Source organism: Spectribacter hydrogenoxidans (genome assembly GCF_031846275.1).
Taxonomy (GTDB): Bacteria; Pseudomonadota; Gammaproteobacteria; order Nevskiales; family Salinisphaeraceae; genus Spectribacter; species Spectribacter hydrogenoxidans.
In genome coordinates this window covers 1-22,928 of sequence record NZ_JAVRIB010000013.1, presented here as the reverse complement: position 1 = coordinate 22,928, position 22,928 = coordinate 1, and the positions used below count along the sequence as shown (strand labels likewise).

Annotated in this window: 24 protein-coding genes and 1 tRNA gene; 12 read left to right on the top strand and 13 right to left on the bottom strand. The window is 66.8% G+C overall.

Annotated features, from left to right (window positions below; genetic code table 11):
* Positions 1-42 precede the first annotated feature (42 nt).
* The gene (locus RM532_RS12305; RefSeq protein WP_311653632.1) at positions 43-711 is read right to left on the bottom strand and encodes a hypothetical protein; all 669 of its coding nucleotides are present in this window, start codon (positions 709-711) and stop codon (positions 43-45) included.
* A gap of 51 nt (positions 712-762) precedes the next feature.
* On the opposite strand from RM532_RS12305, the gene RM532_RS12300 reads away from it, so the two are divergent.
* The 7 genes from RM532_RS12300 to RM532_RS12270 all read left to right on the top strand — a co-directional run bounded on the left by RM532_RS12300 (position 763) and on the right by RM532_RS12270 (position 9,770).
* Positions 763-1,038, top strand: a complete 276-nt coding sequence (locus RM532_RS12300) for an acylphosphatase (RefSeq protein WP_311653631.1) — start codon at positions 763-765, stop codon at positions 1,036-1,038.
* Between the two features lie 242 nt (positions 1,039-1,280).
* The gene (locus tag RM532_RS12295) at positions 1,281-2,867 is read left to right on the top strand and encodes a peptide chain release factor 3 (protein WP_311653630.1); all 1,587 of its coding nucleotides are present in this window, start codon (positions 1,281-1,283) and stop codon (positions 2,865-2,867) included.
* 132 nt (positions 2,868-2,999) lie between these two features.
* Complete coding sequence (locus RM532_RS12290) at positions 3,000-3,695, top strand: lipid-binding SYLF domain-containing protein (RefSeq protein WP_311653629.1); 696 nt, start codon at positions 3,000-3,002, stop codon at positions 3,693-3,695.
* 27 nt (positions 3,696-3,722) lie between these two features.
* Positions 3,723-4,427, top strand: a complete 705-nt coding sequence (mtgA, locus tag RM532_RS12285; RefSeq protein WP_311653628.1) for a monofunctional biosynthetic peptidoglycan transglycosylase — start codon at positions 3,723-3,725, stop codon at positions 4,425-4,427.
* Positions 4,428-4,522: 95 nt separating this feature from the next.
* A complete protein-coding gene (locus tag RM532_RS12280; protein WP_311653627.1) occupies positions 4,523-7,447 on the top strand; it encodes a parallel beta-helix domain-containing protein in 2,925 nt (974 codons plus the stop codon).
* A gap of 263 nt (positions 7,448-7,710) precedes the next feature.
* A complete protein-coding gene (locus tag RM532_RS12275; RefSeq protein WP_311653626.1) occupies positions 7,711-8,727 on the top strand; it encodes a hydrolase in 1,017 nt (338 codons plus the stop codon).
* Positions 8,724-9,770 carry a TIGR04283 family arsenosugar biosynthesis glycosyltransferase gene (locus RM532_RS12270; RefSeq protein WP_311653625.1) on the top strand — a complete coding sequence of 349 codons (1,047 nt, stop codon included), beginning with the start codon at positions 8,724-8,726 and terminating at the stop codon, positions 9,768-9,770. The genes RM532_RS12275 and RM532_RS12270 overlap by 4 nt, the downstream gene beginning before the upstream one ends.
* Before the next feature lie 13 nt (positions 9,771-9,783).
* On the opposite strand, the gene RM532_RS12265 is transcribed toward RM532_RS12270, so the two are convergent.
* From RM532_RS12265 to glnK (RM532_RS12220), 10 genes are all read right to left on the bottom strand, one after another.
* Entirely contained in the window at positions 9,784-9,960 is a 177-nt protein-coding gene (locus tag RM532_RS12265) for a PLDc N-terminal domain-containing protein (RefSeq protein ID WP_311653624.1), read from the bottom strand.
* 93 nt (positions 9,961-10,053) lie between these two features.
* Entirely contained in the window at positions 10,054-10,230 is a 177-nt protein-coding gene (locus tag RM532_RS12260) for a DUF1328 domain-containing protein (RefSeq protein ID WP_311653623.1), read from the bottom strand.
* Positions 10,231-10,311: 81 nt separating this feature from the next.
* The gene (locus RM532_RS12255; RefSeq protein ID WP_311653622.1) at positions 10,312-10,746 is read right to left on the bottom strand and encodes a DUF4124 domain-containing protein; all 435 of its coding nucleotides are present in this window, start codon (positions 10,744-10,746) and stop codon (positions 10,312-10,314) included.
* Positions 10,747-10,748: 2 nt separating this feature from the next.
* The gene (locus RM532_RS12250) at positions 10,749-11,516 is read right to left on the bottom strand and encodes an SDR family oxidoreductase (RefSeq protein WP_311653621.1); all 768 of its coding nucleotides are present in this window, start codon (positions 11,514-11,516) and stop codon (positions 10,749-10,751) included.
* A 58-nt stretch (positions 11,517-11,574) separates the two neighbouring features.
* Positions 11,575-12,366 carry an ABC transporter permease gene (locus RM532_RS12245; protein ID WP_311653620.1) on the bottom strand — a complete coding sequence of 264 codons (792 nt, stop codon included), beginning with the start codon at positions 12,364-12,366 and terminating at the stop codon, positions 11,575-11,577.
* Complete coding sequence (locus tag RM532_RS12240) at positions 12,357-12,956, bottom strand: ABC transporter ATP-binding protein (protein ID WP_311653619.1); 600 nt, start codon at positions 12,954-12,956, stop codon at positions 12,357-12,359. The genes RM532_RS12245 and RM532_RS12240 overlap by 10 nt, the downstream gene beginning before the upstream one ends.
* Positions 12,957-12,963: 7 nt before the next feature.
* Positions 12,964-13,302 (bottom strand): P-II family nitrogen regulator, encoded by a 339-nt coding sequence (gene glnK / locus RM532_RS12235; protein ID WP_311653618.1) that lies wholly within the window; start codon positions 13,300-13,302, stop codon positions 12,964-12,966.
* Positions 13,303-13,426: 124 nt separating this feature from the next.
* Positions 13,427-14,707: an ammonium transporter gene (locus tag RM532_RS12230; RefSeq protein ID WP_311653617.1), complete on the bottom strand. Its 1,281-nt coding sequence runs from the start codon at positions 14,705-14,707 to the stop codon at positions 13,427-13,429.
* Positions 14,708-14,885: 178 nt separating this feature from the next.
* Positions 14,886-16,106 carry an ammonium transporter gene (locus tag RM532_RS12225; protein ID WP_349255319.1) on the bottom strand — a complete coding sequence of 407 codons (1,221 nt, stop codon included), beginning with the start codon at positions 16,104-16,106 and terminating at the stop codon, positions 14,886-14,888.
* Between the two features lie 75 nt (positions 16,107-16,181).
* Positions 16,182-16,520 carry a P-II family nitrogen regulator gene (gene glnK, locus RM532_RS12220; RefSeq protein WP_311653615.1) on the bottom strand — a complete coding sequence of 113 codons (339 nt, stop codon included), beginning with the start codon at positions 16,518-16,520 and terminating at the stop codon, positions 16,182-16,184.
* A gap of 267 nt (positions 16,521-16,787) precedes the next feature.
* On the opposite strand from glnK (RM532_RS12220), the gene RM532_RS12215 reads away from it, so the two are divergent.
* Positions 16,788-17,036 carry an accessory factor UbiK family protein gene (locus RM532_RS12215; RefSeq protein ID WP_311653614.1) on the top strand — a complete coding sequence of 83 codons (249 nt, stop codon included), beginning with the start codon at positions 16,788-16,790 and terminating at the stop codon, positions 17,034-17,036.
* Positions 17,037-17,042: 6 nt separating this feature from the next.
* Positions 17,043-18,554 (top strand): YifB family Mg chelatase-like AAA ATPase, encoded by a 1,512-nt coding sequence (locus tag RM532_RS12210; protein ID WP_311653613.1) that lies wholly within the window; start codon positions 17,043-17,045, stop codon positions 18,552-18,554.
* A gap of 51 nt (positions 18,555-18,605) precedes the next feature.
* Here the strand turns inward: RM532_RS12210 and RM532_RS12205 are convergent, their stop codons facing one another.
* On the bottom strand, positions 18,606-19,364 hold the full coding sequence (locus tag RM532_RS12205; RefSeq protein ID WP_311653612.1) for a TorF family putative porin: 759 nt from the start codon (positions 19,362-19,364) through the stop codon (positions 18,606-18,608).
* Between the two features lie 284 nt (positions 19,365-19,648).
* On the opposite strand from RM532_RS12205, the gene RM532_RS12200 reads away from it, so the two are divergent.
* Positions 19,649-19,999: a hypothetical protein gene (locus RM532_RS12200; protein WP_311653611.1), complete on the top strand. Its 351-nt coding sequence runs from the start codon at positions 19,649-19,651 to the stop codon at positions 19,997-19,999.
* A gap of 44 nt (positions 20,000-20,043) precedes the next feature.
* Positions 20,044-22,050 carry a UvrD-helicase domain-containing protein gene (locus tag RM532_RS12195; protein WP_311653610.1) on the top strand — a complete coding sequence of 669 codons (2,007 nt, stop codon included), beginning with the start codon at positions 20,044-20,046 and terminating at the stop codon, positions 22,048-22,050.
* A 183-nt stretch (positions 22,051-22,233) separates the two neighbouring features.
* On the opposite strand, the gene RM532_RS12190 is transcribed toward RM532_RS12195, so the two are convergent.
* Positions 22,234-22,734 (bottom strand): c-type cytochrome, encoded by a 501-nt coding sequence (locus RM532_RS12190; protein WP_311653609.1) that lies wholly within the window; start codon positions 22,732-22,734, stop codon positions 22,234-22,236.
* Between the two features lie 117 nt (positions 22,735-22,851).
* Here RM532_RS12190 and RM532_RS12185 point away from each other — a divergent pair.
* A tRNA-Arg gene (locus tag RM532_RS12185) sits at positions 22,852-22,928 on the top strand.

Genomic DNA, 22,928 nt, shown 5'->3' with positions numbered 1-22,928 from the left:
CGGCACCACCGGCCACGCGGCCGGGGCGCGGCATGACAGTGATCAGGGAGTCCGGTCGTCGCCCGGATCCCGACGGACCGGGTCGGTCACCGTGGCCACACTGGCCGAAAAGTTAAACGGTCCGCTGACGGCTCCGACAGGCAAGTCGCGATCGTCGAACTGCAGCAGCGCCAGTTGGGCGCTGCCGCCATCGGGCCCGGCGCCCCGATCCATCCAGACGCCCACCCGGGGTTCGCCCGGCGCGGCCGCCTGCAGTGGCCCGCACAGCTGCCGGACCCGCTCCGGCAGCAGCGAGGCGGCACCATTGGCCAGCGGTTCGGTCGAGGCCCGCACGTCGATCCAGGTGCGCAGGCGGCGCTCGCCCGCCGGCAACGGCAGTCGCGTGATGCCTTCACGCAGCAGCGCCCCGGCTGCCTTGCGGCCGTACCCGACCAGGCCCGATCCGCGCGGCTGCGAGGCCGCCAGAGCCGTGCGCGGCTGCGATTCGCTGCCGCGGCGCCACCAGCCATCGAACTGCGCCTGCACCCGCAGGCTTTCGCCCCGGGCATGGCGGCTGGCGGTTACCGCCACGCTGGCACGGCAAAGGGGCGCCCCGCCCCAGGGATTGGGCACGGCGAAATCCAGCTGCGTGCGGCGCGGCGCATCGACCAACGCCGGCGGTGCGGCCCGCACACGGCGGGACAGGTTTCGGAATTGACCCCAGAGCGACATAGCGTTCGAATCGGTCGCGGTATTCATCCGGCATTATAAACGGGCATCGCCATGAGCACGCACATCTGTCGACAATTCCGTGTAACCGGCCGGGTACAGGGCGTGTTCTTCCGTGCCAGCGCCCGGCAGGAGGCTAAGCGGCTGGGCCTGACCGGTCACGCGCGCAATGAACCCGACGGCTCGGTAACCGGCCTGATCTGTGGCGATCGGGAGGCAATAGCCGCATTCGAGGCCTGGCTCTGGCAGGGCCCCGATGCCGCACTTGTCAGCCGGGTCGAGCTGAGTGACAGCGATGCGGACCCGCCGACGGATTTCGGAACCGGCTGATCAAAAAAGCCCGGCTCCGGAGGGGGGCCAGAGACCGGGCAGCAGGGCAGGCTAGGAGGAATCGTGCCAGCCGGTTGTCACCGGCTCAGCGAGTAGTCGTTTTTGTTGCGCACTATGATGACGTCAGCCGACTATTTTTCAAATGAATTGTCAGTAACGATCCAATAGCAAACGACTATAATTGCCTGTACAGCTCGGCCCGCAGCCGTTAAGCTCGCGCGGCTTTTTCCCAGCAGGTTCCCATGTCTACTGCCGACCAGGTCGCCAAGCGCCGGACGTTCGCGATCATTTCCCATCCGGACGCGGGCAAGACCACGCTCACGGAGAAGCTGCTGCTGTTCGGCGGCGCGATCCAGCTGGCCGGCACCGTCAAGGGCCGCAAGGCTGCCCGCCATGCCACCTCGGACTGGATGGCGATGGAGCAGCAGCGCGGCATTTCGGTGACCACCTCGGTGATGCAGTTCCCGTACGCCGAACGCATCATGAATCTGCTCGACACCCCGGGCCACGAGGATTTCTCCGAGGACACCTACCGCACGCTCACCGCGGTCGATTCGGCCCTGATGGTGATCGACGCCGCCCGCGGCGTGGAACCGCGCACCATCAAGCTGATGGAGGTCACGCGCCTGCGCACCACCCCCATCTGCACCTTCATCAACAAGCTGGACCGCGACGGCCGGCCGCCGCTGGAGCTGCTCGACGAGATCGAGGACATCCTCAAGATACGCTGCGCGCCGATCACCTGGCCGATCGGCATGGGTCGGCAGTTCCGCGGCGTCTACCACCTGCTGGAGGACAAGGTTCATCTCTATCACGGCGAGGACAACGAGGCCGGTGGGCAGGAAGAGACGATCGCGGGGCTTGACGACCCGCGGCTGGCCGAGATCGCCGGCCAGGATCTCGACACTCTGCGCGAGGAAGTGGAACTGGTGCAGGCCGCCGGCCACGGCTTCGATCTGGACGAATACCGCGCCGGCCGGCTGACCCCGGTGTTCTTCGGCTCGGCGATCAACAACTTCGGCCTGCAGTCACTACTGGACGCGTTCGTGGAGTGGGCCCCACCGCCCCAGCCCCGCGAGGCGCAGTCGCGCGTGGTCGAGCCTTCCGAGGAAAAGCTTTCCGGCTTCGTGTTCAAGATCCAGGCGAACATGGACCCGCAGCACCGCGACCGCATCGCCTTCCTGCGCCTGTGTTCCGGCCGCTATACCAAGGGCATGAAGATGCGCCACCTGCGGGCCGGCAAGGAAATCCGCGTGAATGACGCCATCACCTTCATGGCCAATCGGCGGGGGGCCGCCGACGACGCCTGGGCCGGCGACATCATCGGCATCCACAACCACGGCACCATTGCCATCGGCGACTGTTTCTCCGAGGGTGAGGACCTGCGTTTCTCCGGCATTCCCAACTTCGCACCTGAGCTGTTCCAGCGGGTGGTATTGCGCGACCCGCTCAAGGCCAAGGCGCTCAACAAGGGGGTGGACCAGCTCTGCGAGGAAGGTGCCACCCAGGTGTTCCGGCCGCTGCACAACAACGACGTGATCCTGGGCGCGGTGGGCGTGCTGCAGTTCGACGTGGTGGCCGAGCGGCTGCGCACTGAATACGGGGTATCGGCAACCTTCGAGGCGATCGATGTCTACACCGCCCGCTGGATCTACGCCGACGACGAGCGTGAACTCAAGCGCTTTGCCGATCGCAACACCCCGGGCGTGGCCCGCGACCACGGCGGGGCGCTGGTCTATCTGGCCAACTCGCGGGTCAAGCTGGACCTCACCCGGGAGCGCTGGCCGGATATCCGCTTCGAAAGCGTGCGGGAGCAGTACGCCGAATAAGCCCCTTATCCCTTCCGGGAGTGTCGCCTTGCGGCGTCATGGGCAGACCCGCGCGGCTGGCCTAGAATCGGGACACCGAACCAAACCCGCGGCGCGCCGTCCAAGCCGTGAAACGACGCAAGAGGTCGCACCATGAATAAGCTTTGCACCGCCGCCCTGGCCGGCAGCCTGATGCTGTTCCATGCCGTTGCCGGGGCCGGCATCAGTGAGAACGAGCAGGTCGACGAGGCCACCGGCGTCCTCAGTGACCTGGTCAACATCCCCGAGAATGCCATTCCGCCGGTCCTGCTCAACAAGGCCTACGGGATTGCCGTGATCCCGAGCGTGCTCAAGGTAGGGCTGATCATCGCCGGCCGGCGCGGCAGCGGCGTGGTCTCGGTGCGGGGCGAAAACGGCAAGTGGAGCAACCCGGCCTTCATCAATCTCACCGGGGGTTCACTGGGCTGGCAGATCGGCGCCTCCAGCACCGACGTGATCCTGATCTTCAAGTCCCGCCGCAGCATCGACCGCATCGCCCGCGGCGACTTCACCCTGGGCGGCGATGCTTCGGTGGCTGCCGGCCCGGTCGGGCGCAGCGCCAGTGCCGCCACCAACATCAGCTTCGATGCCGAGGTCTACTCTTACTCCCGTTCGCGCGGGCTGTTCGCGGGGATCTCGCTGGAAGGCGCGGCCTTGTCCATGGACCACGCCGCCAACCAGGACTTCTACGACGAAGCCGGCATCACGCCCTATGAAATCCTGGACAACACGGATGATGCGGGCATACCGGAACCCGGCCGCAAGTTCGTGCGCACCCTCAGCCAGTATCTCCCCCGCCCGCAGGAGTAATCGGCAGACACAGGCCGATCCGCCGGCGTGATTCGAGGGCTGGGACGCCGCCTGCGGCGCTGGCTGCTCACCGGGCTGCTGGTTGCCCTGGCCGCGCCGGCGCTGGCGGTGCTGCTGCTGCGCTGGGTCGACCCCCCGACTTCCGCTTTCATGCTGCAGGCCCAGTGGCAACAATCCGGGGCAGCGACCGGCATCGACCAGCGCTGGGCCGATCTGGCCGACATCGCCCCGGCACTGCCGCTGGCGGTGGTGGCGGCCGAGGACCAGACCTTCCCCGACCATCACGGCTTCGTCTGGGACGCCATCGGCGAGGCACTGGAGAACAATCTCGCCGGCGGCAACATGCGCGGCGCCAGCTCCATCACCCAGCAGGTGGCCAAGAACCTGTTCCTGACGCCGTCACGCAGCTACCTGCGCAAGGCGGTGGAAGCCTACATAACCGTGTGGATCGAGTGGCTCTGGCCCAAACGGCGCATCCTCGAGGTGTACCTGAACATCGCCCAGTTCGGCGATAGCGTCTTCGGCGCCGAGGCTGCGGCCCGGCGCTTCTTCGGGGTCGGCGCCGCCGGCTTGAGCGCCGGCCAGGCGGCCCTGCTGGCCGGCGTACTGCCCGACCCGCGGGACCTGGATGCCGCCTCGCCCGGCCCCTACCTGCTTGAGCGTCAGCGCTGGATCCACAGTCAGATGCGTCAACTCGGGCCCGGCTATCTCGGCCCGATCCTCGCGCGTTGAGCTGAACGGCCGGCCTTCGCGGCCCGCCATATTGGTGGTAACTTCAGGCGACAAGACCAGAACCGGCCGAAAGCAGCCGGACGAGGGTAGCGGCGATGGTGGGGAGAATCCTGATGGTGGCCATGGCCGCCGTACTGACGGCATGTGGCGGCGGTGGCGGCGACGGCGGACCGGCGCTGGGCGTGCCGGACGGCGGTAGTGACGGGGGCGGCACACCAGACCCCTCGGGCCGCGAATTCATGATCGAAACGGGCCCCGACGCCACCCGGGACGCGCTGTCGGCTTTCATCCAGGCTGGCCCCGGCGACGTGATCCGCTTCGACTGCGGCTTCTTCGCGATGGATACCGGCCTGGTGCTGCAGAACAGCGAAAACGTCACCATCACCGGCTGTGGCCGCAACCGTACGGTACTGTCGTTCGCCAACAGCGACACCGCGGAAGGCATTCTCGCCATCAACATCCGCGGTCTGACCATCCAGGACCTCACCGTCACCGACACCCCCGGCGACGGCGTCAAGGTGATCGGCTCGGATTTCGTGACCTACCGCAACATGCGGGCGATGTGGTCGTCCGCCGACAACCCGGTCACGGCCGCCAATTTCGAGTCGGCGGTGCAGATCGCCTGCCCGGCCCAGCCGCTGACGGCGATCAACCGGGCGGACTACCGGACCAGCCCGGACAATGGCCGGTACGCCATCTACCCGGTGCTGTCGAACAACGTGCTGATCGAGAATTCGGAGGCCATCGGCGCGTCCGATGCCGGTCTCTACGTCGGCCAGAGCAACGACGTGATCATCCGCAACTCGCGGGCCGCCTTCAACGTGGCCGGCTACGAGATCGAGAACACCGACCGGGCCGACATGTACGGCAACCTCGCCGAGTGCAATACCGGCGGCTTCCTGATATTCGATCTGCCCGGTCTGTCCCAGTATGGCGATGGCACCCGCGTGTTCGACAACGTCGCCCGCAACAACAACACCGACAACTTCGCCGCCGGCGGCATCGTGCGCTCGGTACCGCGCGGCACCGGTGCCCTGATCCTGGCCTACGACCGGGTGGAGATTTTCGACAACGAGTTCCGCGACCACGACACCGCCAGCGTGATCATCGCCAGCCACGAACTCATCGGCCCGCCCGGAGACCGCCGGCTGGACATGTATGCCGAGGGCATTCACATCCACGACAACCTCATGATCAACGCCGGCGGCAACCCGCCACTACCCGACCAGACCGTTCTGGAAGGCAGTCAGGACAGCCTGCTGCCAACCCTGGTGCGTCTGAAGAATGGCGGTTTCGGGGCCCATATCGTCTGGGACGGCCTCTACGACGACAGTGATCAGGACGATGCCGAACATCAGGCCCGCGGCGGCAACGGCGAATGCCCCTACCCGACCGCCGCCGACGGCAATCCGGTACCGGCCGACGAGCGCGGCGAACCGCAGTACGCCGGCGCCGACCCGAATCCCACCTGCCGCTACAACGATTACAAGTTCGACGACAGCCCGGACGGGACTCGGGAACGGCCGGCGATGTTCATCTGCATCGAGGAAGGCAGCAATGACCGGCAGGCCAATCCCCTGGTGCCCTTCTTCACCAATTTCCGCGGCCTCGAGGGCCTGGAGGCGCTGGACCTGCTGGGAGACCCAACCCAATTGGCGGACCCGGCATTCCTGGGCTCGCTCACCGGCACCGTGCCGGCGCTGATTCCGGACCGCGATGTCTCGCCCCATCAGTGCCTGGCTGCCTATGGTGAAACCCTGCCGCCGCTGCCACCCGCCGAAGTGGCGAGATTCACCCCCAGCGGCGATGCGCAAACGCCGCCGGACGAGGACGTCGTGCGCGCAGCCTGCGAAGCCGAGCCCGCCGCCGGACAGATCAACCGGGGGGCCGTGGGCTTCAACTGCCCGCGGCTGGATCAGTACCACCTGTTCGCCGACCCCGAGGATCCGCTGTCCGATCCGAACGGCCGCGGCACGCCGTTCGACCTCAACACCCGCCTGTTCGCCGACTACTCGCGCAAGCGCCGGGTGGTATTCATGCCCGAAGGTACCTCCGCGCAGTACCGCAGCGGCGCCGACGGCGCCAACGCCACCTACGTGTTCCCGGTGGGTACGGTCATCGCCAAGACCTTCTTCTTTCCCGACCAGTCTAACGGTACCCGGCAGGTGGTGGAAACCCGGTTGCTGATCAAGCGGGTCAACGACAGTGGCCAGGCCCGGTGGGACGGCCTGCCCTACATCTGGGAAGCCACCGCCACCGGCGGGCGCGTGGCCCGGCTGCAGCTCGGCGGCGGTGAAACGCCTGCCAGCTGGCATTACACCAACGAACGCTCCGGCGAGCTGCATAGCGGCAGCACCAACAGCTATCGGGTTCCGCACGCCAACCAGTGCGTGACCTGCCACGGCAACGACGACCGCACCGCCGGCTCGCCGCCCATCGGGCCCAAGCCGCGCAACCTCAACAAGTCCTTCGATTACCCGGCGGCGGGCCGGATGAACCAGATTGCCTACTGGATCGATAACGGCCTGCTCGCCGGCGCGCCCAACCCGCAGACCGACACCGCCGGCATTGCCACCAACCTCCCGCGCCTGCCGGCCTTCGACGATGCCGCCGACGGCAACCTGGAGTCACGCGTGCGCGCCTATCTGGAGGTCAACTGTGCGCACTGCCACAACCCGGCGGGCATTGCCTCGAATACGGGGTTGTTCCTGGATGCGCTGCGCGAGGTGGATGCCAGTTACGGCATCTGCAAGACGCCGACCGCCGCGGGCGGCGGGGCCGGCGGCCGCGAGTTCGACATCGTGCCGGGCGACGCCGACGGCTCCATCCTGCCCTTCCGCATGAACATCGCCGGCAACCCTGAAATACAGATGCCTCCGATCTCGCGCAGCGTCATCCACACCCAGGGTGTGGCCGCGGTGCGCGACTGGATCGACAACGTGGTGGATGACGGTTACGACAATGCCGAATCCTGCGGCGGTGGCGGCCTGCTCGACGGTCTGCTGCGCCGGGCGCACTGACCGCGTGGAACGCACCGAACGCGTCTGAAATGGTTGAGCGGAATCTCCTGTCGGAGGTTCCGCTGGCGCCGGTTTCGGGCGGGACAAGCTGTCCCTGGTCGATCGGCACTGCGCCCGCTGCCGGTAAAGCGTCATCCGGCGTTCGCGGGTAGACTTAGCGGTGAATTACGCCACGATAGCCATTCGCTGTCGCGTATAACGCCGTGATCGGCGCCCGGTTCTGCGAAAATCCACCGGCCGCGCTTTCGCCACCCGCCAGTTCCATGATTGTTGCCAGCGAATTCCATCCCGCGTTCTGGTTGCGAGGCCCCCACCGGCAGACTCTGTTCGCCGCCCGCTGCCGCCCCACCCCTGCGCTGATCGTCGACCACGAGATCTGGAACCTGACGGACGGTGATTTCATCGATCTGGCCTGGCTGCCGGACCGGGGCCAACCGCCGGACACCCCGCTGGTGGTGGTGCTGCACGGGCTGACCGGCTCGATCGATTCCAGCTACGCCCGTGGGCTGCTTCGGCAGGTGCGTGCTCGTGGCTGGCGGGGGCTGCTGATGCATTTCCGCGGCGCCGGGCCGCGGCCCAACCGGCTGCCGCAGGGCTACCATTCGGGGGATACCGGGGACCTGGGCCGACTGCTGACGCGACTTCGCGATCGTTTTCCGTGTGCCCCGCTGTTCGCGGCGGGCTACTCGCTGGGCGGCAACGTGCTGCTGAAATATCTGGGCGAACAGGGTAACGCCGCACCGCTGAACGCGGCGGTGGCGGTTTCCGTGCCGTTCGACCTGGACCGTTGCGCCACCGCCATCAACCACGGCCTGTCGCGGGCCTATCAGGCCCATCTGCTCACCCACATGCGTGCCGAGATTCAGCGCAAGGCCGACACCGTGGCCGACGCGCTGACGCTGCCCGATCTGCACACCCTGCGTGATTTCCGCGCCTTCGACGATGTCGTGACCGCGCCCCTCAACGGGTTTGCCGATGCAGCGGACTACTACGCCCGCTGCAGCAGCCGCCCCTTTCTGCGCCACATCCGGGTGCCCACCCTGATCCTGCATGCCGCCGACGACCCCTTCATGCATCCGGACGTGGTGCCGCGGGCTGATGAACTGGCGCCCTGCGTGCGCCTCGAATTATCGACGCATGGCGGGCATGTCGGGTTCGTGGCCGGCGATCGCCTCGGCCGGCCCCGATACTGGCTGGAGGAACGCATTCCGCGTTATCTCGACACGGTACTGGCCGGTAGCGGCCTGCCCGCGGCCAGCCGGGCGGGCGTCCCCGCGTGAAACGGCTGTCCGTGATCATTCCGGTCCTCGACGAGGCCGGGCAACTGCCGGCCCTGTTCGATGCCCTGGCTGCCCAGCGCGGGGTGGACCTGGAGATCATCGTGGCCGACGGGGGCTCGCACGATGCCAGCCGCCTGATTGCGGCCCGGCGCGGCGCGGAAGTGATTGCTGCCGAAACCGGGCGGGCCCGGCAGATGAATGCCGGGGCCGCGCGGGCGCATCACGACTGGCTGCTGTTCCTGCACGCGGACAGCCATCCCACCGGGGGCGATCAGCTGGCCGAGGCGGTGGTCATCCTCGAAGGCGAGCCGCCCCATACGGCCGGGCATTTCGCCCTTCGCTTCCAGCGCAAAAAGCGGGGGCACGGCTTCCTGTACCGATACATGGAAGCCAAGAGCGCCAGCAATCGTCCCTACACGATCAATGGCGACCAGGGCCTGCTGATCCGTCGCGACTGGTTCCGGGAACTGGGCGGTTTCGACCCCGCACTGCCGTTTCTCGAGGACCAGCGCATGGCCGCCGCCATCCACACGCAGGGACGCTGGCTGCGGCTACCCGGCCGGCTGACGACCTCGGCGCGCCGGTTCGAAAGTGAAGGATCGCGCCAGCGCTATCGGCTGATGGCCATGATCATGGTGGCTCACGTCACCGGGCTGACGGGCTTTTTCGAGGCGGCACCGGATGTCTATCGCCAACAGCGCGACACCGGCCGGTTGCTGCTTACGCCCTATTTCCGACTGCTACGCCGACAGGTCGGGCAGCTGGACCCGGACAGCCAGCGGGCATTCCGACAACAGCTGGGGCGGTTCGCTGTCGATCAGGCCTGGCAGATTTTCTTCGCGGTGGACGTCCTGGCCGAACCGCTACTCCGCGGCCAGCGACCCGCCACCACACTGCATGACCGGCTGCTCGCGCCGCTGCTGCAGCATCCGATCGCCGCCGCACTGGCGGCACGGCTGGTCATCACGGTCAGCCTGACCGTGATTGCGCCCTGGTATCGATGGCGCGAACGGCGGGCCCTGCGCAGGGCCAGGCCCGCCTGACGCAGAGACGTCGTCAGCCGCGCGGGCCGAAAAGCAGCCAGGCGATCAGACCAACCACCGGCAACACGATGATTGCCACCACCCAGATGATCTTCACCACGGGTTCGGCCCCGCTTTTAACCACTTGCAGGATCGCCCAGATACAGGCGACGAGAATGACCAGACCAAGAAGACCACCGATTGCTTCCATGTTCGGACTCCGATAGCCAGCACGCCGGGTTGGGCGAACCGGAGAGAATAACGGGTATCGAGCAAAGACGGCCGGTACGGCCGTCAGGCGGGATCAAAGCGGCGGTTTGCGGCCGCGCACGAGGTGGAATATCACGCTCACCACAAAGAGCGCGAGGAAAACAACGAAAAGGATTTTCGCGATGTCGGTGGCTGCCGCCGCGATGCCGCCGAAGCCGAACACCGCAGCCACGATGGCGACGATGAAGAACGTAATGGCCCAACCGAGCATAGTTGCTCACTCCTGTAGCGGTCGGCCCTCCCCTCGACACCGATTCTACGCATCCACCGTCACACGGGGAAGCTGCCCTGATCAGTCTGTCTCGGGACAGAGCTCGGCCACCTGTTCCTCGGCCCGGACGATGACATCCACGCGCTCCTCGGCATCCAGCTCGCGCGGCTCACCCTCGGGTCCGGTGGTGGTCAGGCGCGAGGCGTCACGATAAGCCTGCAGGCGCTTGCGTGCCTTGTCGCATTCCTCGTCGCGCACGCGTTCGGCCCGTCGGGCGCGGGCTTCGGCAGCATCCTGCGGACCGGCGTCGCCGGAAGTGTCCCGGTCCGCCGGACGCGATGGCCCGGCAGGCGTCGACTGCAGGCGTTCCGCGGCACGGCCGGTTGCCGGGCGGTCGCCGTAATGGACCCGGCCCTGGTCGTCCACCCAGCGATAGATTTCGGCCGACACGAAGCCGGTAGACAAAACCAGCCCGGTGCCCAGCATCAGCATTGCAACGGCACGTAATCCGCGCATGCTCAGTACCCCGTGATCAACCGCATGCTCAGGCGTTTCATCGCGAACGGCAACCACTGCCCCGACACGAACAGCAGCTTGTACAGCAGCCCCACCGGCAGGTGCAGCCGACGCCGGCCGGTGGCTGCCCGCCAGATGACCCGGGCCACGCCCTCCGGGGTCAGACTGATGCCCAGACGCTGCATGCTGGTGGTTTCGCCAACATTGTCGAGCATGGGACTGCGAACAAACGAGGGCCAGACGGCGCATACATGGATATCGGCCGCCGCCCATTCCAGATTGAGCGCCTCGGTCAGCCCGCGCACCGCGAACTTGCTGGCCGAATAGCTGGCGAACTCCGGCACCCCGAAATCGGCGGACGCCGAGGCCAGATTGATCAGCCGTGCCCCCGGCGTTTTCGCCAGATGCGGATAAGCGGCATGGGCCACCCGCATCACGCCGGTCACGTTGACGTCGACAATGGCCGCGTGGCGATCCGGTTCGATCTCGGCAAACTGTCCGATCGACAGGATGCCGGCATTGTTCAGTACAACGTCCAGGCGGCCCGCCTGTCCGGCGAATCCGTCGACTGTAGTCTGCACCTCGGCGCCCCGGGTGACATCCATGGCCCCGGTGACCAGATTGTCTCCGGCCTCCGCAGCCAGGCTGTCGAGCCCGGGCCCCGGCAGATCAAACGCCCCCACCCGCCAGCCGGCCCGGGCGAAGTGCAGGGCCGTCGCGCGGCCGATGCCCGATGCAGCCCCGGTGATCAGAATGCTGGGTTGGTTCATGGTTGTCGTGTTCTCCCGTCGTGTCTATACGCCAAGGATAACCGCTTCCCGGCAGACGTTACCGGAGACGGTCCAGGCGCAGACGCTGACGCTCGTCGAACAAGCGCCAGGTGCCCAGCCATACCGCCGCGAGGGTGCCAAAACCAGTACCCCCGGCAATCAGGAACATGATTAGAATCTGGTACTTGACCGCTTCCCATGGCGGTGCACCGGCCAGGATCTGGCCGGTCATCATGCCCGGCAGGCTGACGATGCCGGCCGCGGCCATGGCATTGAGCATGGGGATCATCCCGGCCCGGACCGCTTCCCGACGCACACCCTCGATGGCAGCAGCTGCGCTGTGACCCAGCGCCAGCCGCGCCTCGATGGCAGTGCGCTGCTGCCCGGCCCCGCTGGTGAGCCGATCCATGCCCAGGGCCACCCCGGTCATGGTATTGCCCAGCAGCATCCCCAGCAGCGGAATGGCGTACTGCGGCGCGTGCCAGGGTTCGGGCTGGATCACGACGGTCAATGCCAGCACCGCGGTCACGAACGACGACAGGAACATCGCCAGCGTGCCCCCGGCAAAGCTCCAGCCACCGGTAAAGCGCCGGGCCTGGCGGGCCGAGGCCTCGCGGCCGGCCAGCAGCAGCATGGCCAGGGCAATGCCACCGACCCAGACGAAGCTGCCCCGTGCGAACACGGTTTCCAGCACCAGCCCGACCAGCGCCAGCTGCACCACGGTGCGTGCCGCTGCCACCAGCAGCGGCCGGGCCAGTTCCAGCCGCATCGGCCAGGCGGTTGCGGCCAGAGCCAGCACCAGCAATCCGGCCAGGGCCAGATCCCACGGGGTCAGGGCAATCAACTCCACGAGAATCGACCTGCGCTGTCCAGACGGGCGATAGCGTCGGCCACCCGGGCCAGCCGGTGGCGGTCATGATCGACCCAGATGACGGCCATGCCGTCCTGCCGACAGGCCGCCAATCGCCCGATGACTACCTCGATCAGATCAGCGTCAAGATGACTGACCGGTTCGTCCAGCAGCAGCACGGCCGGGGCCGCTGCCAGATGCCGGAGCAGCGCCAGACGCTGGCGCTCGCCGGCCGAGAGCCGTTCCACGGACCACTCGCGAACGGCCGGGGATAACCCGAACTCGTCGAGATCGGCATCGCGGACCGGTTCGATATGCGCCCCGACGCGGGCGTCCCACCAGCCGGATTCCGCGGCCACGAAGCCGACGTCGCGTCGCCAGACCGGCCCCGGCATGGCGCTCGCGGGCCGCCCGTCGAGCCGGCACTCGCCGTCATGGGGCTCGAGATCGGCGATCGCCCGCAGCAGGCGGGTCTTGCCCGCACCGGACGGTCCGGTCAGCCCGAGGCATGCGCCCGCCGCGAGTTCGAATGCGGCCGGGCCGATCCCGCCGACCGACAGGCCGGAGGCGGCGAGTCTCGGCCCGGGCATCGATCGGTTACAGCGCTTCGGTATCCGTTTCGCCGGTACGGATGCGAATCACCTGCTCCAGCGGCGACACGAAGATCTTGCCGTCGCCGATCTGGCCAGTCTTGGCGGCGTCGGTGATAGCCTCGACCACCCGATCGACCTGATCGTCGGCAATCGCCACTTCCAGCTTGACCTTGGGCAGGAAATCCACCGCGTACTCGGCCCCGCGATAGAGCTCGGTATGCCCCTTCTGGCGCCCGAAACCCTTGACCTCGGTCATCGTGGTGCCGTGTACGCCGACTTCGGCCAGCGCCTCGCGCACGTCATCAAGCCGGAACGGCTTGATCACTGCCGTGACCATTTTCATCGTGTCGTCTCCCCTGAGTTGGTGAAATGCAGTGTACTACCGGCGGCACCCGGTGGTGAAAGCCGCGGGGTGCCACGTACGCATCGGGCAACGGTGCCGGGCGGCGCCCGACACCGCCACGTCATTACAGGTCGTAGCCGCGCTCTTCGTGCTCGGCGATGTCCAGGCCCATGGTTTCCTGCTCCTCGGTCACCCGCAGGCCGGTGGTCACCTCGAGCAGCTTGAGAATGACAAACGTCAGTACCGCGGTGTAGACCAGCGTTGCCATCACCCCGACGAACTGCACCCAGAGCTGGCCGCCCATCGACTCGATGCCGTCCGCGAAACCCTGGCCGGAGAACACGCCCAGCTGGGTGGAGGCGAACACGCCGACCAGCAGGGTACCGAGCATGCCGCCGACGCCGTGGACCGGAAACACGTCCAGGCTGTCATCGACCTTGAGCACCCGCTCCAGGAAGTTGGTAGCGGTGAAACAGAGCACGCCGGCCGACAGGCCTATGACCAGCGCACCGGCCGGCCCGACAAAGCCGGAAGCCGGGGTGATGGTACCCAGACCCGCCACCATGCCGGTGACGATACCCAGCACACTGGGTTTGCCGTAACGCAGCCACTCGGCAATCATCCAGGCCAGCGAGCCGGCGGCGGCGGAAATGTGGGTCACCAGAATCGCCATGCCGGCGCTGCCGTCGGCGGCCAGCGCCGAGCCGCCGTTGAAGCCGAACCAGCCCACCCACAGCATGCCGGCGCCGGTCACCGTCATGGTCAGGTTATGCGGGGGCATGGCCACCTTCTGGAAGCCGCGGCGCGGCCCCAGTACCAGGGCCGCCACCAGCGCCGCCACACCGGCGGTGATGTGGACTACGGTGCCGCCGGCAAAGTCCAGCAGGCCCATGTCGCCGAGCCAGCCACCGCCCCACACCCAGTGGGTCACCGGCAGGTACACCAGCGTCAGCCACAGCACGGTGAAGCCCAGCAGGGCGGAAAAGCGGAACCGCTCGGCAAAACCGCCCACCACCAGCGCGGGGGTAATCACCGCGAAGGTGAGCTGGAACATGGCGAACACGCTTTCCGGAATGGTGCCGGACGCGCTGTCCACGGTGACGCCGCTCAGGAACACCCTGGACAGGTCGCCGATCCAGTTGTTGCCCTCGGAAAAGGCCAGGCTGTAACCGTAGGCAAACCAGATAATGGTGGCCACGCAGCAGATGGCGAAACACTGCATGAGCACGGACAGCACGTTGTGCACCCGCACCAGGCCGGCATAGAACAGGCTCAGGCCCGGCAGGGTCATGAACAGCACCAGGGCGGTGGCGGTCATGATCCAGGCGGTGTCGGCGCCGTTGATGGATTGCGCGAACGCACTCAGGGGGGCCAGCGCCAGCAGGGCGCCAGCCGTTATCGGCATGGTCTTCATCGGGCTTCCTCTCTCTTTCGATTATTGCTTGTGAACGGCGCACTTCGAGGTGCACTCGTCTGCTTGTTCGGAGATGACCGTCAGGTCACTCCTTTATAACGACAAAACGCGCCCCGGGGAAAACCCCGGGGCGCGCTGCCGTCGTCTTCAGGTAACGGCGGCGGGCGGTTTAGACACCGCTGCGCTGGCTACCGCCGGACGTGAACTCCGGATAGGCTTCCATGCCGCACTCGGAATAATCCAGACCTTCGTCCTCTTCCTCTTCGGTGACGCGAATACCCATCACGGCCTTGAGGATGCCCCAGACGATCATGCTGGCGATGAAGGTCCAGGCGAAGATCGACACGATGCCCACGATCTGGGAGACGAAATCCGCGTCTCCGTTGGTCAGAGGCACCACGAGCACGCCGAAGATGCCGGCGACACCGTGCACCGAGATCGCACCCACCGGGTCATCGATCTTGGCCTTGTCCAGACCCACGATCGAGAACACCACGATGATGCCGCCCACGACACCGATGATGGTGGCGATCAGGGGCGTCGGCGACAGCGGCGAGGCCGTGATCGACACCAGACCAGCCAGAGCACCGTTCAGAGCCATGGACAGGTCGGCCTTGCCGAACATCGCCTTGGCGGTGAGCAGCGCGGCGACCACGCCGCCCGCGGCGGCCATGTTGGTATTCACGAACACCCGGGCCACGTTGTTGGCCGAATCAACGCTGGAAACAGCCAGCTCCGATCCGCCATTGAAGCCGAACCAACCCAGCCAGAGAATGAACGTACCCAGCGTGGCCAGTGGCAGATTGGCGCCCGGGATGGCGCGAATCGACCCGTCCGGCCGGTACTTGCCCTTGCGCGGGCCCAGGATCAGGACACCCGCCAGGGCGGCCACTGCACCACACAAGTGCACGGTGCCGGAGCCGGCGTAGTCGAAGTAGCTGAAACTGCTGGTCAGGAACCCGCCGCCCCAGTTCCAGTAACCCTGGATAGGATAGATGATGCTGGTAAGCACCACCGCGAAGGCGAGAAACGAGAAAAGCTTCATGCGTTCGGCCACCGCACCCGACACGATGGACATGGCCGTGGCCACGAACACCACCTGGAACATGAAGTCCGACAGGTTCGAGTAGTACGGCGCGCCCTCCTCACCGGAGGTGACCGATTCGACCGAGTTGTCCGCGGCGCTGAGGATGAAATCCACGCCCGGGATGAAGCTGCTGATAGTAGTACCCGGATACATCAGGTTGTAGCCCAGGATCAGGTACATGATGCAGGCCACCGAGTACAGACCGACGTTCTTGGTCAGGATCTCGGTGGTGTTCTTGGCGCGGACCAGACCCGCTTCCAGCATGGTGAAACCGGCCGCCATCCACATGACGAAGGCGCCCATCACCAGGAAGTAGAAGGTATCTAGTGCGTATCTGACTTCGATATCCACGTGTTGTCTCCCTCGAAACGGATTTGGTTAAAGTGCTTCGCCGCCGGTCTCGCCGGTACGAATGCGGACGGCCTGCTCGAGGTCGGACACGAAGATCTTGCCGTCGCCGATCTTGCCGGTGTGCGCGGCCTTGGAAATGGCTTCCAGGGCGGCGTCCAGGCCGGAATCGTCGATGGCGACCTCGATCTTGACCTTGGGCAGGAAATCCACCACATACTCGGCACCGCGGTAGAGTTCCGTGTGGCCCTTCTGGCGACCGAAGCCCTTGACCTCGGTCACAGTGATGCCCTGCACGCCGACTTCGGATAGCGCTTCGCGCACCTCGTCGAGCTTGAAGGGCTTGATCACAGCTGCAATAAGTTTCATCTGATTAGACTCCTGTAACGCTGATTGCGGCGGCCGCGCCCGAATCCCCATTGATTGACGGCACGCCTGCGGCTGCGTCGTCGGTTAAAGCATTGCGCGTGCCAACTTGAGAAAATCACGCCCAGACAAATAGTTATAATCTCACCGCCAATGTCGCTGCCGGCCTTCAGGGCAGCCTTGCACTACAACGGTGCAGAGAGCCGCTTTGCCGCTGGCCCCAGTTGCGGCACTCTCCTCGTTTACGCCCGAGTCGCAGGAAACCACCACGTGATCGACGCCCGCCGTCTGGAGGAACTGGCCCAACGCCTGGCCGGCGTGATGCCGCCGGCGCTCGGCCCCATTCGCACCGAAATCGAACAGAACCTGCGGGCAGTGCTGCAGAGCCAGCTGCCCCGGCTGGAACTGGTCGGGCGCGAGGAATTCGAGGCCGCTCGCAGCCAGCTGGTGCAAGCACGCGAGCGCATCGCCGAGCTGGAAGCACAGGTTGCCGAGCTCGAGGCACAACGCCGCGGCTGATCCGGCATGGCGCTGGCGACGGTCTACAGCCGGGCCCGGACCGGCATTCACGCGCCGCTGGTGCGGGTGGAAGTGGATATCGCCGGCGGCCTGCCCGGCATCTCGCTGGTGGGACTGCCGGAGACCGAGGTCAAGGAAAGCCGCGACCGGGTGCGGGCGGCCATCGTCAACAGCGGCTTCCAGTTCCCGCCCCGCCGCACCACCGTGAACCTGGCCCCGGCCGATCTGCCCAAGGAAGGCGGCCGGTTCGACCTGGCCATCGCGCTGGGCGTGCTGGCGGCCTCCGGCCAGATGCCCACCGACGTGCTGGCGGGCCGGGAATTCATCGGCGAACTGTCGCTGTCCGGTGCCCTGCGTCCGGTGCGCGGCGCCCTGCCCGCCGCCATTGCAGCCGCCGAATCGGAGCGGGAGCTGATTCTCCCGGGCGACAACGCCGCCGAAGCCGGCCTGGCGCGCGCGGCCACCACCCGCGTGGCCGACCATCTGGCCGACGTGGTCGCCGCCCTGGCCGGGGACACGCCGCTGGCCGTCCCGTCATCCACCCGCCCCGCTACCGACGCCGCCGATATACCGAACCTCGCCGACGTACAGGGCCAGCACCAGGCCCGGCGCGCACTGGAGATCGCGGCGGTGGGCGGCCATTCGCTGTTGATGAGCGGGCCGCCGGGTAGCGGCAAGACCATGCTGGCTTCACGCTTGCCCGGGATCCTGCCGCCCATGACCGAAACCGAGGCCCTGGAGGCCGCGGCCATCACCTCGATCGCCTCGCCCGAGGCCGATCCCGCTGCCCAATGGGCCCGGCGGCCATTCCGGGCACCTCACCACACGGCCTCGGCGGTGGCACTGGTCGGCGGCGGCTCCAATCCGCGACCCGGCGAAATCAGCCTGGCCCATCAGGGGGTGCTGTTTCTAGATGAACTGCCGGAGTTCGACCGGCGGGTACTCGAAGTGCTGCGTGAACCGCTGGAATCCGGGCGCATCACCATTTCCCGGGCCGCCCGCCAGGCCGACTTTCCGGCCCGCTTCCAGTTGGTGGCGGCGATGAATCCCTGCCCCTGCGGTTATCTGGGCGATCCCTCGGGCCGTTGTCACTGCAGCGCCGACCGGGTGGCCCGCTACCGGCAGCGCCTGTCCGGGCCGCTGCTGGACCGCATCGATATGCAGTTGGCGGTGGCGCGGGTGGAGACCGATCTGCTCGACCGGCCGGATGCCGGACCAGACCCCAGCGCCGCGGTGCGCGAGCGGGTACTGGCCGCCCGTGACTTCGCCCGCGGCCAGGGCCGGGACCAGCCCAACGCCCACCTGGACGAAGCCGGCCTGCGCGACCTGGCCCGCCTGACCCGGCCGGGGCGGCAACTGCTCGGTCAGGCCATGAACCAGCTGGGCCTTTCAGCCCGGGCCCGCGGCCGCATCGTCAAACTGGCCCGCTCGATTGCCGACCTCGCTGGCCAGCCGGATATCGAACCGTCAGCGGTGGCCGAAGCCGTGGGCCTGCGGCAACTCGACCGCCAGACGTGAAAAGGGCCGCCCGAAGGCGGCCCTCTCCCGGTCACCCGAATGGCTCGGGATCTAGAGATCGAAACCGTAGCTACCGTCGACCACCAGCTTGGGATCGTCGTCGACGCCAGGCGCTTCAATGTCGGTCATCACCAGAGCGAAACTCATGCCGAAACCGTTGTCCAGCGCAGCCGAGACACCCAGGTTGTACTCCATGTAGCTGTCATCGTTGGGGCCGGCAAATGCATCGTTACCACTTCCGCCGTTGTACCCAACAGCAGCATCGAACGAAAGCTTGTCGGTCATCGGGGTACTGAACGACGCGTACACGCCGTAGGCACCGCCGGCATCGTCGGTCGGATCCGGCGTGTCAGGATCACTGGCCGCAAAGTAGTCGCTCGGTGCGTAGTAGGCCGAGAGACCAACCGGGCCGAAACCAAGCGAGCCGTAGATTTCAAAGGTGTTGTTGGTCGGTGTGGCGCTGCCGGCTTCATCCTCTTCCGGGTACCAGTAGTACAGCACGCCGACGTCGTAGCCGAGGCCGCCAGCGGACTCACCAGCATAGCCTGCATAGATATCCACTTCGGAGCTGGACCCACTGGCACTGGCGAAGCCAACCGTGGCGGCCCAGGTACCAACGTAGAAACCGGAATCGAAGCCGTAGTCCAGGCCGCCGTAGCCAGCTGCGCCCGGACCCTGCTCGATGCCTCGGAACAGGTACTGGCTCATCACGCCAACGCTCCCCGTCAACGATCCGGCCATCGCCGGCGCGCTTACCAGCGCCGAGCTCCCCACCAGACCGGCAACCGCCAAATACTTGAAACTCTTCATTACGCTCGTACTCCCGTAGTTAGAAATCATTCCACGCCGACCGGCAGCTCCGACTGCCGTCCGGTCCCCCGACATCAGGTTCGGGTGTTCCGTATGCTTGCCGGCAGTGCCGAGCCAGGCCGCCTTCGTAACAGCGGCTTGGCCGGCCGGGCAGTCTCGAGCCGATCGCCAGGCGGCCGGTTCGAGTCCGGAATGGTTCCTGCAACGCTCATGCCAAGGCGACTGCCGAGCCTCGGCATTCGCGCTGGAAATATAATTTACGATTCTCTAACAAGGAGTTACGCATGCTGCGCTGCGCCATCTCATTGTTCGCCCTGGGCTTTCTACTGCCTCTCACCGGGGTCGCCGCCAGTACCTGCGAGGAAAGTCTGGCGGCCATCGAGTCCGCCAGCCGTGCTGCCCAGAACACGCTGCTGGTCGCCCGTGCCCGGGACGAAAACCCTGTAATGACGGGCGATATTGCCGCCCTGGATCAGGCCATGGCCGATGCCCGCGCCGCCTGCAGCGGCCCGGCAGCCAGTACCGTGCCCGATGGCGAGGCCGGCACTGCAGCGGCGCCCCGGAATGAAGCAGAGCCTGATACGAACGCACAAAAAGGGGGCAAACGCCTCGATCGCGCCCAGCGGGGGTACTGAGGCGGTTCTGGTAAGGCCCCGATGCGGTTAGACTCCGCGCCGCCATGAGCCGCGTTCAACTCAATCCACCACAACGCGCCGCCGTCGAGCATCTCGACGGCCCGCTATTGGTGCTGGCTGGTGCGGGGTCCGGCAAGACGGGCGTGATTACCCACAAGATCGCGCACCTGATCGCCAGCGGCTACCAGGCCGAACGCATCGCCGCGGTCACCTTCACCAACAAGGCGGCGCGGGAGATGGCCGCGCGCGTGGGGCAACTGGTAGGCCGTCAGCGCGCCGGCGGCCTGCAGATCAGCACCTTCCACAGCCTGGGCCTGAGGCTGTTGCGAGAGGAACGCGACACTGCCGGGCTGAAACGCGGCTTTTCCATCTTCGATGCCGATGACGCGGACAAGCTGCTGGCCGACCTGCTCGGCCGCGATGCGGAGCTGCGCAAACTGGCCCGCATCACCGTCAGCCGCTGGAAATCGGCGCTGATCTCACCGACCCGAGCGGCGGCCGAGGCCGAGGACGACCGCGAGGCCAGCCTGGCCCGCGCCTACTCTGAGTACCAGCGACACCTCGGCGCCTACAACGCGGTGGACTTCGACGATCTGCTCTACCGCCCGGTCGAGCTGCTCCGCGATAATCCGGCGCTGGCGGAACGCTGGCAGAACCGCTTCGGCTATCTGCTGGTGGACGAATACCAGGACACCAACGGCGCCCAGTACGAACTGTTTCGCCGACTCACCGGTCCGCGCGCGGCCTTCACCGTGGTGGGCGACGACGACCAGTCGATCTACGCCTGGCGCGGCGCGCGGCCCGGCAACATCGCCGACCTGTCGCGCGACTTCCCGCATCTGACGGTAATCAAGCTGGAACAGAACTACCGCTCCTGCGGCCATATCCTCACCGCGGCCAACCGGCTGATCCAGGGCAACGAACGGGTCTACGACAAGAACCTCTGGAGTGCCCTGGGCGCGGGCGACCGCGTGCGTATCCTGGCCTGCGATGACGAGGCCGACGAGGCCGACCGCGTGGTCAGTGAAATGGTTTCGCACCGCCTGCGCACAGGCGGCCAGCCGGGCGATTACGCGGTGCTCTACCGCAGCAACCAGCAGGCCCGGGCCTTCGAGCGCGTTCTGCGCGAACGCAACGTGGCCTACCGCGTGTCCGGCGGGCGCTCGTTCTTCGACCGCGGCGAAATCCGCGACGTCATCGCCTATTTACGGCTGCTGACCAACCCCGACGACGATGCCGCGTTCCTGCGCATCGTCAACCTGCCGCGGCGGGAAATCGGCCCGGCCACGCTGGAACAGCTCGGCCGCTACGCCGGCGAGCGGGGGCTGCCACTGTTCGCCGCCGCCCGCGGCATCGGCCTGAGCGGCCGGCTGGGCGAGCGCAGCACCCGCCGGCTGGGGGATTTCGTCGAATGGATCGCCGATCTGATGATGCGCAGCGAGTCGGAAGCACCCGACAGCCTGGTGCGGCAGATGCTCGCCGACATCGACTACCGGGCCTGGCTGCGGGATACCGCCGCCAACCGCCAGCAGGGCGAGCGGCGGGCCGAAAACGTGGACGAATTCGTCGCCTGGCTGGGCCGCCACAGCGAGGACGACCGCGGCCAGCCGGCGAACCTGGAAACGCTGGTCGGCAAACTCGGGCTGATGGACCTGATGGAACGCGAAGACCGCCAGGACGCCACGCAGGTCCAGCTTTCCACCCTGCATGCCGCCAAGGGCCTGGAGTTTCCGCACGTGTTCCTGGCCGGCATCGAGGAAGGCCTGCTGCCGCACCAGAACAGCCTGGACGAGGACAACGTGGAAGAAGAACGCCGGCTGATGTACGTCGGCATCACCCGTGCCCGCCGGTCACTGACCCTCAGCTACTGCCGCCAGCGCCGACGCGGCCGCGACCTGGTGGACTGCCAGCCCAGCCGGTTCCTCGAGGAACTGCCCGTCGACGAACTGGACTGGCCCGGCAAGCGCCGCGACAACGACGACCCGGAGGCCCGTCAGGCCCGGGGCCGCGCCCATCTCGCTGGCCTCAGGGCACTGCTCGACAGCGAGTGACGCGCCCGGGCGGCGGTGCTAGGGCGTTGCTGAAAAAGGCCATCCTGGCCTTGTTTCAGCGTCGCTGCACGCAAACGCGGTTTGCGCTTGCTCCCAAAATCAAGCGCTTCCAGCGCATGATTTTGGCGGTACGTCCTTGTACCGCGCGGGACCTGCCGAAAAACGGGGTTTTTCAGCAGCCCCCTAGACGCCCGATTCCTCGAGAATGTAATCCACCAGTTCCTTCACGCGATCATCGGATAGATCGGCCTTGCCGCCTTTCGCCGGCATGCCCTTGAAGCCGTTGATGGCGTGGTCATAGAGCGTGTCCCGCCCCTTGTCATCCAGCCGCGCCTGCCAAGGACCGGCTTCGCCGGTCTTGGGGGCGCCCGCCATGCCGGTGCCGTGACAGGCCGCGCAGACCTGCTTGTAGGTGTCCTCGAGCGACGCACTCTCGTCCCCGCCGTCACCGCCGCTCCCGGAGGCCGGGCTGGCCGCAACCTGCTGCAGGTTGTCCGCGTCGGTTACCACCTGGAAATCGGGCTGGGTGCGCTCGGCGATACGTTCCTTGCGGACGTCGCTGAGTTCGCCATCCCCGCCGGTGATCATGACCGCGGCAATAATGATCAGAAACGTGATGCCCACCAGCACGCCAAGCACGCCGAGGAAGGTTCGCACGAACGTGCGGTCGTGGTCTGCGCTCATGAGGTCGACCTCTGGAGATTCCTGTCAACTGGATGGCGACGATTATACCGCGCCCGACTTCCGCCCGCCGACGATAATTGGCGCCGGACGCATCTAACGCACTACAATGTGCGCCGCGCGCCCGTAGCTCAGCTGGATAGAGCGCAGGCCTCCGAAGCCTGAGGTCGCAGGTTCGAATCCTGCCGGGCGCACCA

Coding starts and splice junctions, on each gene's coding strand:
- RM532_RS12255 (WP_311653622.1), bottom strand. CDS start 10,746: ATGCGCGGATTACGTGCCGTTGCAATGCTGATGCTGGGCACCGGGCTG.
- RM532_RS12240 (WP_311653619.1), bottom strand. CDS start 12,956: ATGCCCGGGCCGAGACTCGCCGCCTCCGGCCTGTCGGTCGGCGGGATC.
- RM532_RS12305 (WP_311653632.1), bottom strand. CDS start 711: ATGTCGCTCTGGGGTCAATTCCGAAACCTGTCCCGCCGTGTGCGGGCC.
- RM532_RS12230 (WP_311653617.1), bottom strand. CDS start 14,707: ATGCCGATAACGGCTGGCGCCCTGCTGGCGCTGGCCCCCCTGAGTGCG.
- RM532_RS12250 (WP_311653621.1), bottom strand. CDS start 11,516: ATGAACCAACCCAGCATTCTGATCACCGGGGCTGCATCGGGCATCGGC.
- RM532_RS12200 (WP_311653611.1), top strand. CDS start 19,649: ATGCTGCGCTGCGCCATCTCATTGTTCGCCCTGGGCTTTCTACTGCCT.
- RM532_RS12260 (WP_311653623.1), bottom strand. CDS start 10,230: ATGCTCGGTTGGGCCATTACGTTCTTCATCGTCGCCATCGTGGCTGCG.
- RM532_RS12265 (WP_311653624.1), bottom strand. CDS start 9,960: ATGGAAGCAATCGGTGGTCTTCTTGGTCTGGTCATTCTCGTCGCCTGT.
- glnK (WP_311653615.1), bottom strand. CDS start 16,520: ATGAAACTTATTGCAGCTGTGATCAAGCCCTTCAAGCTCGACGAGGTG.
- RM532_RS12300 (WP_311653631.1), top strand. CDS start 763: ATGAGCACGCACATCTGTCGACAATTCCGTGTAACCGGCCGGGTACAG.
- RM532_RS12225 (WP_349255319.1), bottom strand. CDS start 16,106: ATGGGCGCCTTCGTCATGTGGATGGCGGCCGGTTTCACCATGCTGGAA.
- RM532_RS12195 (WP_311653610.1), top strand. CDS start 20,044: ATGAGCCGCGTTCAACTCAATCCACCACAACGCGCCGCCGTCGAGCAT.
- RM532_RS12275 (WP_311653626.1), top strand. CDS start 7,711: ATGATTGTTGCCAGCGAATTCCATCCCGCGTTCTGGTTGCGAGGCCCC.
- RM532_RS12290 (WP_311653629.1), top strand. CDS start 3,000: ATGAATAAGCTTTGCACCGCCGCCCTGGCCGGCAGCCTGATGCTGTTC.
- RM532_RS12190 (WP_311653609.1), bottom strand. CDS start 22,734: ATGAGCGCAGACCACGACCGCACGTTCGTGCGAACCTTCCTCGGCGTG.
- RM532_RS12295 (WP_311653630.1), top strand. CDS start 1,281: ATGTCTACTGCCGACCAGGTCGCCAAGCGCCGGACGTTCGCGATCATT.
- RM532_RS12205 (WP_311653612.1), bottom strand. CDS start 19,364: ATGAAGAGTTTCAAGTATTTGGCGGTTGCCGGTCTGGTGGGGAGCTCG.
- glnK (WP_311653618.1), bottom strand. CDS start 13,302: ATGAAAATGGTCACGGCAGTGATCAAGCCGTTCCGGCTTGATGACGTG.
- RM532_RS12210 (WP_311653613.1), top strand. CDS start 17,043: ATGGCGCTGGCGACGGTCTACAGCCGGGCCCGGACCGGCATTCACGCG.
- RM532_RS12280 (WP_311653627.1), top strand. CDS start 4,523: ATGGTGGGGAGAATCCTGATGGTGGCCATGGCCGCCGTACTGACGGCA.